This is a genomic window from Lutimonas halocynthiae (assembly GCF_030409835.1).
Classification (GTDB): Bacteria; Bacteroidota; Bacteroidia; order Flavobacteriales; family Flavobacteriaceae; genus Lutimonas; species Lutimonas halocynthiae.
Map to the genome: position 1 here is coordinate 339,077 of NZ_JAUFQO010000004.1, position 11,944 is coordinate 351,020.

Genomic DNA, 11,944 nt, shown 5'->3' on the forward strand with positions numbered 1-11,944 from the left:
CCCAGAAAATGCTTCATTTTAAATTTTCACAAGTCAAACTTCAATTGGTCTGGAAGTAACTTAAAGCTAAGACGATGGTGAATCGTTGGACCCGATTCTTTTATTGCACTTCTGTGTTCCTTGGTGGGATACCCTTTGTTTCTTGCCCAGTTATAGCTTGGAAATTCAAGATGCAATTTTTCCATATAATCATCTCTATATGTCTTTGCCAGTATTGATGCCGCAGCAATACTAAGGTATTTTGCATCTCCTTTTACGATAGTCTGATGTGGAATCTCCTGGTAGTTTTTAAACCTGTTTCCATCTACTATGATAAATTCGGGCCTCAATTTAAGTTCATCCAATGATTTATGCATGGCAAGTATTGACGCATTCAAGATATTTATTTCATCTATTTCTTGCTGATAAACAAAAGAAACTCCGAACGATAAAGCTTCTTTTTCAATAATCGGTCTTAGTAATTGTCTTTTTTTTTCTGAAAGTTGTTTGGAATCAGTCAACATTCCATGTTTGAAATCAGGAGGCAGTATAACCGCTGCCGCTACTACAGGCCCCGATAAACAACCCCGACCAGCCTCATCTGTTCCGGCTTCTAATTGATAGGAAGAATACTTAAGTGCTAACATAAAATGATCACTTTTCAAAAATAAGGAACGCCAAGCAATTTGGGTCAAATAATATGCTCAAAAATTTTACCTTTGTCATCAATTAAAATAATCCATGCTAAGGAAACTCTCCATTTTATTTTTATTGTTTATTTCAGCCATAGGTTCGGCCCAGATCAATGATGGTCAGCTCAATACTTTAGACAATAGATATGTTGATGAATATGGTGATACTGCTAAGATCTATACTGATGAAGTTGAGATCGAATTAAGCGACAAGACCTATAACCGGGATTATAAAATAATAGATTTTGAATTAGACACCACTTTTGTTGACACGACGCTCAGCATGAAAAAATATTATAACTTTAATGTTGAAAGAAAAGATGCATTTGAATTGATGTCTTTCCATAATCCCGGACAGTCTTACAATTCCCTTGCCTATACCTTCGATAACAATAGCACCTACCCAAAAATTGGAGCAAGGGCCCAGCACTATAATTACTACGAAGTAGAGGATATTAAATATTACAGCGTTCCCACACCTACAACTGAATTAATGTGGTCAACAGTATTGGAACAGGGGCATTTACTTGATGCCATGTTTACTTTTAATATGTCCAAACAATTCAATGCCTCACTTAGCTTTAAAAGTATTCGCTCACTTGGTAAATACAGACATGCCCTGAGTGACCACGGTTCAGCGCGGATCACGATGAGTTATCACACAAAAAATAAAAGGTATTTTATTCGTGGCCACCTCGTTGCTCAAGATATAAATAATGAGCAAAATGGTGGGCTAACTGATGAATCTGTTGGTTATTTTGAAGCTGCAGATCCAAATTTCAAGGATAGGGCCAGACTTGAGACAAATTTCACGGACGCTCAGAATTCTATTAGAGGAAACCGTTATTATTTTGATCATTTTTATGTGCTATGGGACAAAAAAGATAGCTTAAAATCAATTCCTTCAGATCTAAAAATTGGACATCAGTTTAATTTTGAAAGAAAGCATTATGAATACGAACAGGATAATGCCAATATCATCTTCGGTCCGGCATTTAAAAGTGACATCTATGATGACGCCAAGTATTCTAAATTATATAACGAGGCTTATATTTCTTTGAACTCTCCTATTACTTTAGGTGAAGTAAGATTCAAAGTGAATAACTATCTATATAATTACAGCTACAACAGTATTGTGATTACAGAAGATGGCGTTATTGATTCAAAACTTGAAGGAAATAGTTTTGCAGTGGGTGGTGAATGGCATACGAAATTCAAGAAGTTTAATCTTGATGTCGACGCTTCTCAGGTTGTTTCAGGGAACCTGACAGGATATGCCTATTCAGCTATGGCAAGTTTTAAGACTGATAGTACTTTTATCGCTAGTGGGAGGGTCTTTAGCAACAGTCGAGCTCCCAATTTTAATTTTTTACTTAACCAAAGTGACTACAAAAGATACAATTGGCAAAATGATTTCAAGAATGAGGAGGTCACTGGAATAGATGTCGTCTTTGATTCTGACAAATGGATATTTGCTGCAGCGCACCTGACCAATATTGACAATTTTACTTATTTTGATCTTGATGATAATACCGGCCAGACGGCTCCAAAACAAGCTTCGGCATCTGTGAATTACTTTAAAGTTAAACTAAGTAAGGAAATCAGGTTTGGAAAATTTGCACTTGACAATCAATTTATTTATCAAAAAGTAACCAATGGCGAAGATGTTCTAAGAGTTCCTGATTTTATAACACGAAACACTTTTTACTACGCAAATCACATATTTAAAGGAAAACCGCTATACCTTGAAGCAGGTGTAACCTTTAGTTATTTCAGTAAATATTTGATGAATAGTTACAACCCTTTAATATCGGAATTCTATTTACAAAACGATAGAGAATATGGTGGTTTCCCCCTATTGGATTTCTTTGTTAATTTTAAAGTAAAGACCATGAGAGTCTTTTTCAAACTAGAGCATTTTAATTCTGGTTTTAGCGAGAATAATTACTATTCAGCTCCTACATACCCTTACAGGGATTTTGTAATCAGGTTTGGGCTTGTATGGAACTTCTTCATATAAAATGAATGTTTCCATCTCCTTGACTAATTGACTTATCCAACGATATTATGCAAAAAGAATTTCAAATACAGGTTACTCCCGAAACTGCTCATAACCAAGAATTATTACATGCTTTTATTTCGAAGGAATATAGCATCCCTAAAAAGGATCTTCAACATATAGAGATTTTAAAGCGATCAATCGATGCAAGGCAGAAGACCATAAAGATTAACCTTAAGGTTTCGGCTTATATCAATGAGAATCCTGTTTTTACTACTGTAGAATTACCTGATTATGATGATGTGAGCAAAGCCCAGGAAGTAATCGTAATTGGAGCAGGCCCCGCTGGTTTGTTTGCCGCCTTAAAACTGATCGAACAAGGACTAAAGCCTATTGTACTGGAAAGAGGAAAAGATGTAAGAGAACGCCGACGAGATCTTGCCGCCATCACGAAACACCATTTGGTTAATGAAGATTCCAATTATTGCTTTGGTGAAGGAGGTGCCGGTACCTATTCTGATGGAAAATTGTATACACGTTCTAAAAAAAGAGGTGATGTTAATAGAATTCTTGATCTGTTAATTGCGCACGGAGCAAACAAAGACATCGCAGTAAATGCGCATCCTCATATCGGAACTAATAAATTACCAAAAATCATTCAAGCGATTCGAGAAACGATTATTAGTTATGGAGGTCAAATTCTGTTTAACACAAGGGTAACAGACTTTTCTATAAAGAATCAGGAAATCCAGGGAGTCGTTACCCAAAGTGGAGACCGTATTGCATCGAACAAAGTGATTTTAGCAACTGGGCATTCTGCCCGAGATATTTTTGAATTACTTTATAAAAAGGAGATTTATATTGAAGCCAAACCTTTTGCACTAGGGGTTCGCGTAGAGCATTCACAACAGCTCATCGATCAGATCCAATACCATTGCCCCAGCCGAGGAGAATACCTGCCACCTGCCCCTTATAGTGTTGTAAAACAAGTAAACAATCGAGGTGTTTATTCTTTCTGCATGTGTCCGGGAGGCGTGATTGCACCATGTGCAACAGCTCCAGGCGAGGTCGTAACCAATGGCTGGTCTCCTAGCAAACGAGATCAACCCACTTCGAATTCAGGAATCGTTGTTTCTTTAGATTTAAAAGACTTTGAGCCCTATAAAGAATTTGGTCCTTTAAGCGGACTTGCATTTCAAAAAGAAATAGAACAAAATGCATGGAAACTTGGGGGCATGACCCAAAAAGTTCCTGCGCAAAGATTAGTAGATTTTACCCAAGGAAAATTATCCGTAGATATTCCTAAAACTTCTTATCAACCCGGAACAACGAGTGTCGAACTAGGATCTTTACTACCCAATTTCATACATAATACACTTCAGGAAGGGTTTAAACAATTTGACAAATCCATGAAAGGTTACTTGACAAACGAAGCAGTGGTTCACGCCCCTGAATCAAGAACCTCCTCTCCGGTTAGAATTCCAAGAGACAACAAAACACTTGAGCATGTTCAGATAAAAGGGCTTTACCCATGCGGTGAAGGAGCTGGCTATGCCGGGGGTATCATTTCAGCTGCTATCGATGGTGAAAAATGCGCCGTGCAAGTGAAGGCATCGCTTGTGAGGTGATCGGAAGTGAGGTGATCGGAAGTGAGGTGATGGGGAGTGACCCCCTCAGTTACATTTAAATTATACGGTTTCTTTCGTTGAAAGTTGTTTGATTTTTATTTGAAAACCTGCAAATAGAAGTGTCATAAATGGGCTTAACCAATTAAAAATGGCATAAATAAAATAGTCGTACACGCTTACTCCTAACACACCTGACTGATAGGCACCACATGTATTCCAAGGTACTAAAACAGAGGTCACTGTACCTGAATCTTCCAGCGTTCTACTCAAATTTTCTGGTGCAAGATTTCTATCCTCATAGGCTTTTTTAAACATCTTTCCGGGAACTACCAAAGCCAGATATTGATCAGAGGCTGTTACATTTAAAGCAAGACAGGTTGCTACTGTGCTGGCAAATAAACCAAAAACTGTATGTGCCATTTTCAATAAGGCTTCACTAATAGTTGATAGGGCACCTATGGCATCCATAACACCTCCAAAAACCATCGCACAAATAATGAGCCAAATGGTACCTAACATACCGTACATCCCTCCTGATGAGAAGAGATCATTTAATTCAGTATTACTGGTCTCTATTGAAGTATCTACAGTAATCGCATTCATAATGCCTTGATAAGCCGCTTTAAAATCCAATTGCTCAGCCCCTGCCACTTGCATCACAACTTCAGGTTGAAAAATAATGGCAAAAGCACCACCCAACAATGTTCCTATAAGCAAAGCAATCAAAGGTTGCGTTTTTCGAATAATCAATAAAATTACAGCAGCAGGTACTAGAAACAACCATCCACTAATATTAAATGATTCTCCTATAGAAGTTAAAATAGCTTCAGTATCTGCTGTTCCGGTTGTGTCAAAAGTAAATCCTAAAATAATAAAGACCACTAATGTGACTGAAATTGTTGGCACAGTAGTATAAGCCATATAACGGATATGGGTAAAAAGATCTGTACCCGCCATAGCAGGCGCTAAATTGGTCGTATCAGATAAAGGAGACATCTTATCTCCAAAATAAGCACCGGAAAGAACTGCTCCCGCTACCATACCTAATGGAATGCCTAAAGCTCCACCTATCCCAATCAAGGCAATTCCCACCGTAGCTGAAGTAGTCCAGGAACTTCCTGTAGCTATTGAGATCACTGCGCAAATAACAACTGTTGCTGGCAAAAAAATGGTTGGATTCAATAATTTTAGTCCGTAAAAGATCATCGTTGGGATCACTCCGCTTATCAACCAGGTTCCTGCCAAAGCACCAACAAAAAGCAAAATTAGCAAAGCGCCAGTTGTTGATTTTATATTATTGGCCACCTCCTCTATCATCTTCTTATAGGTAACCTTATTTAAAAAACCAACAATTGCTGCCACTGCTCCCCCCAATAAAAGAATGAATTGATTGGATCCACTTAATGCGTCATCACCATATACAAACACGTTGTAGGCTAGCATGCCCACCAACACTAATACAGGTAAAAGAGCCTCGTAAATATTTAGTTCTTTATTCCTAATAATCTTATCATCCATAAAAAAGTCAATTGATTTTGTAATGTTACATAAAAACTACGACAATAGGAAACCCTTATAATTTTCATATTTTCACAAATTAACCCTAAAACTATCAACCATGAAAAAATCAATTACTTATTTTTTACTTGGAGCATTAACCGTTGGATTATTTGCTTTTGTATCGAATAAAAAAGAAGAAAAAAAAGGATTTCACGATTCTTTTACTGACGTTCTTAAAAGTGCTAAGACTTATACACTTGAAGTAGCTGAAAACATGCCCGCTGAAGATTACACATTCAAGCCTCATGATTCAGTAAGAACTTTTGGAGAACAAATGGCGCATATTGCCTTATCATCAAAATTGATGAACACCATGTTTATCAAAGGAGAAAAAGTTGATTTCAACCCTGCTGAGGGTGCTAAACTTGAAAAATCTGTTGGCGCTTCTAAGGAGGATTGTATTAAACTACTCAATGAGAATTTTGATGAAATAATTGCAACAATTGAATCAATGAGTGATGAAGATCTACAGGCAACTTTTGTTTTTGGCTTTGCACCAAACAAACCAGAACTGACAAAAGAGCAAGGTTTTATATTCATTAGAGACCATATTACCCATCATAGAGGACAGGCGATCACAACCCTGCGAATTAAAGGCCACGATGCTCCGCCTTATAGACCATTTTAATCCCTTTTTTTAAGATTTAGGCCGTTCTTCAAAAAAAGAACGGTTTTTTTTATCGCGAAAAACCCCTAAAACACTGAAATCTTGAAGAAATATTGCTTTTTTTCTATTCTTTACGCAACCCCTTAGTTAAAATACCATCTTTAAAACAAATCCCCCACCTATGAAACTTGAATATTCTATATTGGAGCATTTGAGTAATAACGATAATGGCAAGTTTGTCGATATTACTTTTATCGAAGACGATTATGCCTCTTTAATGAGTAAATTAAACGAATTAAAGGGAAAAAACATGATCTTGGTTGACAAGAATAGCGGAAGAGATTTCGAAGCCTTTGGAATAGGTAATGATAGAAAGAAGGCAATCAAGGCAAAAATTAAAATGAATGGAAGAATTTATTTTCATTCATTGAAAGTTAAAAATTTAGGCAAATCAAAGGAAGAAAGAAAAAGCCCTTGGAGCCTTAGTTATTTTTTTTAGCTTTTAAAACAAAGATGACATAACATTTACTCAAGATTAATCTTAGGATTATAGATCGGGTTTGATTTATCAAACCCTTTTTTTGTGCCTAAAAACCAGAAAAAAAATGGATCAAAATATTTCTTGATTTCAGCTGCTCCCAATCTCCTTTAAGTTACTTCTGGAATTTCATTATCTTTATAAAAGTCTAACTACAGCTCCGTTAATTTGAAATACTTTTTTTCAAAATCAATTTAAGAGCTTTAATTCTAAAGAACTTCATTATTCATCCACCTCTTAAAAAACCAACCTTATGAAGAAATCAATACACTCCTACTTATTATTTTTCGCACTTTTAATAAGCGCTAACCTCTTTGGACAGTCTGACACCGTTGAAGATCCTTATTTATGGCTCGAAGAAATTGAAGGCGAAAATTCTTTAGATTGGGTTAAAACTCAGAATGTAAAGGCTGAAAAAAGTTTGGCTTCCAATCCATTATTTCCTGAATTTGAAGAGAAATTACTTAAAGTTTATAATAACAAAGATCGAATTGCCTATCCCAGAATGGTAGGAGATTATGTATACAATCTTTGGCAGGATGCTGAATATGAAAGAGGGATATGGAGAAGAATGACAACGGCAGATTATTTAAAAAACAAAACTGATTGGGAAATCTTAATCAACCTTGACGACTTATCAAAAAAAGAGAATAAAAAATGGGTATTTGCAGGCGCTTCGTTTCTAGAGACCGACAATGAAATCTGTTTGGTTTCATTATCAGATGGCGGAACAGATGAAGACGTAATCAGAGAATTTAATGTCAAGACCAAAACATTTGTTGACGATGGTTTATTTTTTCCTTCTAGTAAAGGTGGAGCAGCCTGGGTTGACAAAGACAACCTCTTAGTGGCAAGAAACTTTGGAGCTGGCACCATGACAACCTCTGGTTACCCAAGCGAGGTAAAGGCTTTTAAAAGAGGTGAATCAATTGAGAATGCCCAAACCATTTTTAAAACAGACACCACTCATTTGGGAGTATTCCCTTTTTCTTTTAATATTGAAAATAAAGAGTATGTTTTTCTGTATGAAGCCACAAGTACTTTTAATTCTAATCTTTTTTATTTCAAGGATGCTAAGTTTGAGAAAGTTCCTTATCCGATTGATGCCGAAGTTTCAGGGTTTCATAAAGGTGAGATTATCATTGCCTTGCAGTCTGATTGGAATATAAATAATGAAATCTTCAAGAAAGGCTCTTTAGTTAGTATGAATCTGGAAAAGAGTATTGGAAAAGAGGTAACTATAAAAACGATTTATGTGCCTAACGAAAGGTCTAGTTTTGTTTCGGCAAGCACGTCCAAAGATTTTCTAGTTGTTAATATTATGGAAAATGTTCAGAATAAACTCATAAAATATTCATTAGCAGGTGATAAGTGGTCGTCAAAACCAATTAAGTCACCTGAATTTGGCAGCATTTACCTCACTACATCAAACAATCAGTCAAATGACTTCTTTTTCCGCTATAGCAATTTCATCACACCTACAACATTATTTCATTCCAATGGTGATGACGTGAATTCAGTCAAAAAACTTAAAGACTTTTTTGATACCAAAGATTTAACCGTTAAACAATATAATGCAACATCAAAAGACGGAACGAAGATTCCCTATTTTGTGGTCCACCATAAAGACATTCAACTTAATGGTATGAATCCAACCATGATCTATGCCTATGGTGGCTTTAATGCTTCTTCACAACCAAATTATAGCGCCACAACCGGAATATGCTGGCTTGAACAAGGAGGCGTATATGTTTTAGCCAATATACGTGGTGGCGGAGAATTTGGCCCTTCATGGCATCAAGCGGCAATGAAAGATAAGAGACAAAATGCTTATGATGATTTTTATGCTGTGAGTGAAGATCTCATAACCAAGAAAATTTCCTCCCCAGAATATTTAGGAGCCTTTGGTTGGAGTAACGGAGGCCTCATGGCGGGAGTTGTTTTCACACAAAGACCTGATCTTTATAATGCTGTGGTTATTGGAGCACCATTATTAGATATGAAACGTTATTCAAAACTTCTTGCCGGCGCCAGTTGGATGGGTGAATTTGGAAATCCTGATGTACCGGAAGATTGGGAATATATCAAAAAATATTCTCCCTATCATAATTTGTCAGAAAATAAATCTTACCCAGAAGTATACTTTGTGACTTCAACTAAAGATGATCGAGTGCATCCTGGTCATGCCAGGAAAATGGCAGCAAAAATGGAAGATATGGGCCACAAATTTATTTATCACGAAACGATTGAAGGAGGACATGGAGCTGCATCTACCAATGCACAGCAGGCAGAAATGTGGGCGAGTATTTATACCTATTTCAATATGAAATTAAATAACAAACCGCTAACAAAAGAATAAAGTATTAAATCCATTTAAATGAAATACCGATTTTTACAAGTCGCGTTCATAATAAGCTTTGCAGTCGGTTACAGTCAGGAGGCAAAATATGAACTCAAAAACACGATATCCTATTATCATGATTCTATAAATGAATCAGATGATTATATCAATCAAAGATGCGTTCTAGACCTTTACTATCCCAGAGAGATTGATTCCTTCGCCACCATAATTTGGTTCCATGGAGGTGGTTTAAAAGCTGGCGAAAAAGAAATCCCAAAGGCTCTTATGGAGAAGGGTTATGCCGTGATAGGCGTGAACTACAGACTTTATCCTAAAGTCAAAGCACCGATTTATATAGAAGATGCCGCTGCAGCTGTTGCCTGGGTATTTAAAAACATTGAAGATTTTGGAGGAAGCCCGGATGCCATTTTTTTATCAGGTCATTCGGCCGGTGGTTATCTAGCAAGTATGGTGGGCCTAGATAAGAGTTATCTATTAAAACATCAGGTTGATGCCAATCAAATTGCAGGATTGATTCCTTTTAGCGGTCATACCATTACACATTTTACAGTCAGGGAAGAAAGAGGAATTGAAGGAAGTCAACCAATCATTGACCAGTATGCACCACTGTACCATGTAAGACCTGATGCACCTCCTCTTTTGCTGATTACCGGTGATCGTGAATTAGAATTGCTTGGGCGATACGAAGAGAATGCCTATATGATGCGTATGATGAAAGTATCCGGACATAAAGAAACCCGAATTCTTGAAATGCAGGGCTATGACCATGGGATGACCTATCCCGCTTTTCCTTTACTCTTGAAGGAAGTGGAAAGAATTAATAAAAAAGAAAATTAACTGAAAATTGCGCCCTTATGCCTGCATATGTCATTGTTGAAATTGAAATACATGATCCAATTCTTTATAAGTCTTATACTGCACTTACGCCTAAAACCATAGACAATTATAAAGGCAAATTTTTAGCTCGTGGAGGAGCATCTATTATTCTTGAAGGAGATAAATCGCCAAAACGAGTCGTTATCTTAGAATTTCCCAGTTTAGAAACAGCAAATTCATGGTGGCATTCTGAAGCATATACTGATGCAAAAAAAATAAGACAAAAAGCAGCTACTACCAGAATGACTATCGTTGAAGGTGTTTAACCAGTTCTGCTCATTTTCAATTACGCATGATCAAACTAATTTAAAACCATAAATGAAAACTTCAAAGCAATCAATCTATCAAGTAGATGCCTTTTCAAATAAGCTATTCGGTGGCAACCCAGCAGCCGTTTGTATATTGAACGAATGGCTAAAGCCAGAAATCATGCAAAGTATTGCCGCTGAAAACAATCTATCTGAGACAGCCTTTGTGCTTGAACGAGAATCAGATTTCGAAATTAGATGGTTTACTCCAGCTCTTGAAGTGGCTCTTTGTGGTCATGCTACCTTAGCCTCGGCTCATGTTCTTTTTGAACATCTTAAATATGAAAAAAACACAATAGAATTCTATTCCAGACACAGCGGTAATTTGTCAGTAACTAAAAACAATGACTTGCTGACGCTTAATTTTCCTCAAGATGAGTTGAATAAAATAGATCCTCCTCTGGATATTCTCGCTGCCTTTAAAAAAGCACCGATAGAATTTTATAAAGGGAAAACCGACTACCTTCTTCTCTATAAGAATCAGAAAGATATTGAAGAAAGTGACCCTAATCACTTCATTCTAAAAAATAGCGATGCAAGAGGAATCATCATCACCGCTCCTGGGAATGAGGTTGATTTCGTATCGCGATTCTTTGCCCCTGGTTCAGGAGTAGACGAAGATCCTGTTACTGGATCTGCGCATACAAGTTTAACCCCTTTTTGGGCCAAACGATTAGGAAAAACGAAACTAACTGCCCAACAGCTTTCTCAAAGAAAGGGAGAACTAACTTGTGAACTTGCGGGGAAAAGAGTAAAAATATCTGGAAAAGCCGTTACTTATTTGGTTGGTGAAATCTATTTCTAAGCTCCTTAAAAACTCCATTTCCATAATGTAAAATTAATAGGAAAATAAGGCGGCTACATCTTGATCATAATCACAAAATAGCTTGATTGGAATCATTGCTTCTGAATGAATAATTCAACATATTTGGGATAGTTTATGATTCTGTCATCATGAAAAACCAATATGACATAAAATTTCTGGCCTTTGCCCTTTCATTTTTGATCCTGTTACAAAGTTGTAGTGTATACCACAGTTCTCCATCAACTATTGACGAAGCGATCAAATCTACTGACAAAGTAAAAATCGTCTCACCAGAGCAGAACACTTATAAATTCGATCATCTTGTTAAAATCGATAGCCTGGTTTATGGATATGCAAAAAAGAATTCGCTTGCGGCTAAAGAGTTATCTGGTCAAATGATCCAAAAAGATGCTGATGGAAAGTATGCTAAAATCCAATTATATGATCACAATATTGCATCTGTGCACTTAAAAAATCATACCGCTTCTACTCTCGTTTCCATTGCAGTGCCTGTTGTGATAATTGGTGTTTTGGCAGGCATTAGTTATGCAGCTGCCGATAGTATTTCATTGGAATGGAGTGGCAATTGA

At 36.7% G+C, this 11,944-nt stretch carries 11 protein-coding genes; 9 read left to right on the top strand and 2 right to left on the bottom strand.

Translation table 11 applies throughout. From position 1 onward, the window contains the following. Positions 1-26 precede the first annotated feature (26 nt). Positions 27-626, bottom strand: a complete 600-nt coding sequence (gene rnhB / locus QWY87_RS07340) for a ribonuclease HII (protein WP_290289885.1) — start codon at positions 624-626, stop codon at positions 27-29. Between the two features lie 94 nt (positions 627-720). On the opposite strand from rnhB, the gene QWY87_RS07345 reads away from it, so the two are divergent. Both QWY87_RS07345 and QWY87_RS07350 read left to right on the top strand, forming a co-directional pair. Beyond that, positions 721-2,691, top strand: a complete 1,971-nt coding sequence (locus QWY87_RS07345; RefSeq protein ID WP_290289886.1) for a putative porin — start codon at positions 721-723, stop codon at positions 2,689-2,691. Between the two features lie 47 nt (positions 2,692-2,738). Continuing rightward, a complete protein-coding gene (locus QWY87_RS07350) occupies positions 2,739-4,298 on the top strand; it encodes an NAD(P)/FAD-dependent oxidoreductase (protein WP_290289888.1) in 1,560 nt (519 codons plus the stop codon). Between the two features lie 60 nt (positions 4,299-4,358). On the opposite strand, the gene nhaC is transcribed toward QWY87_RS07350, so the two are convergent. Next, positions 4,359-5,816, bottom strand: coding sequence for a Na+/H+ antiporter NhaC (nhaC, locus tag QWY87_RS07355; RefSeq protein WP_290289890.1), 1,458 nt, complete (start codon positions 5,814-5,816; stop codon positions 4,359-4,361). 100 nt (positions 5,817-5,916) lie between these two features. Here nhaC and QWY87_RS07360 point away from each other — a divergent pair, with 100 nt between their 5' ends. From QWY87_RS07360 to QWY87_RS07390, 7 genes are all read left to right on the top strand, one after another. Further along, entirely contained in the window at positions 5,917-6,486 is a 570-nt protein-coding gene (locus QWY87_RS07360; protein WP_290289891.1) for a DinB family protein, read from the top strand. Positions 6,487-6,646: 160 nt separating this feature from the next. Next, the gene (locus QWY87_RS07365) at positions 6,647-6,964 is read left to right on the top strand and encodes a hypothetical protein (protein ID WP_290289893.1); all 318 of its coding nucleotides are present in this window, start codon (positions 6,647-6,649) and stop codon (positions 6,962-6,964) included. A 292-nt stretch (positions 6,965-7,256) separates the two neighbouring features. Next, positions 7,257-9,362: a prolyl oligopeptidase family serine peptidase gene (locus QWY87_RS07370; protein ID WP_290289895.1), complete on the top strand. Its 2,106-nt coding sequence runs from the start codon at positions 7,257-7,259 to the stop codon at positions 9,360-9,362. Between the two features lie 18 nt (positions 9,363-9,380). Continuing rightward, the gene (locus tag QWY87_RS07375; protein WP_290289897.1) at positions 9,381-10,202 is read left to right on the top strand and encodes an alpha/beta hydrolase; all 822 of its coding nucleotides are present in this window, start codon (positions 9,381-9,383) and stop codon (positions 10,200-10,202) included. A 17-nt stretch (positions 10,203-10,219) separates the two neighbouring features. Next, a complete protein-coding gene (locus QWY87_RS07380; protein WP_290289898.1) occupies positions 10,220-10,507 on the top strand; it encodes a DUF1330 domain-containing protein in 288 nt (95 codons plus the stop codon). 52 nt (positions 10,508-10,559) lie between these two features. Next, positions 10,560-11,354 carry a PhzF family phenazine biosynthesis protein gene (locus tag QWY87_RS07385; RefSeq protein ID WP_290289899.1) on the top strand — a complete coding sequence of 265 codons (795 nt, stop codon included), beginning with the start codon at positions 10,560-10,562 and terminating at the stop codon, positions 11,352-11,354. A 149-nt stretch (positions 11,355-11,503) separates the two neighbouring features. After that, positions 11,504-11,944 (top strand): hypothetical protein, encoded by a 441-nt coding sequence (locus QWY87_RS07390; RefSeq protein WP_290289901.1) that lies wholly within the window; start codon positions 11,504-11,506, stop codon positions 11,942-11,944.

Coding starts and splice junctions, on each gene's coding strand:
- QWY87_RS07390 (WP_290289901.1), top strand. CDS start 11,504: ATGAAAAACCAATATGACATAAAATTTCTGGCCTTTGCCCTTTCATTT.
- QWY87_RS07380 (WP_290289898.1), top strand. CDS start 10,220: ATGCCTGCATATGTCATTGTTGAAATTGAAATACATGATCCAATTCTT.
- QWY87_RS07350 (WP_290289888.1), top strand. CDS start 2,739: ATGCAAAAAGAATTTCAAATACAGGTTACTCCCGAAACTGCTCATAAC.
- nhaC (WP_290289890.1), bottom strand. CDS start 5,816: ATGGATGATAAGATTATTAGGAATAAAGAACTAAATATTTACGAGGCT.
- QWY87_RS07345 (WP_290289886.1), top strand. CDS start 721: ATGCTAAGGAAACTCTCCATTTTATTTTTATTGTTTATTTCAGCCATA.
- QWY87_RS07375 (WP_290289897.1), top strand. CDS start 9,381: ATGAAATACCGATTTTTACAAGTCGCGTTCATAATAAGCTTTGCAGTC.
- QWY87_RS07370 (WP_290289895.1), top strand. CDS start 7,257: ATGAAGAAATCAATACACTCCTACTTATTATTTTTCGCACTTTTAATA.
- QWY87_RS07360 (WP_290289891.1), top strand. CDS start 5,917: ATGAAAAAATCAATTACTTATTTTTTACTTGGAGCATTAACCGTTGGA.
- QWY87_RS07365 (WP_290289893.1), top strand. CDS start 6,647: ATGAAACTTGAATATTCTATATTGGAGCATTTGAGTAATAACGATAAT.
- rnhB (WP_290289885.1), bottom strand. CDS start 626: ATGTTAGCACTTAAGTATTCTTCCTATCAATTAGAAGCCGGAACAGAT.
- QWY87_RS07385 (WP_290289899.1), top strand. CDS start 10,560: ATGAAAACTTCAAAGCAATCAATCTATCAAGTAGATGCCTTTTCAAAT.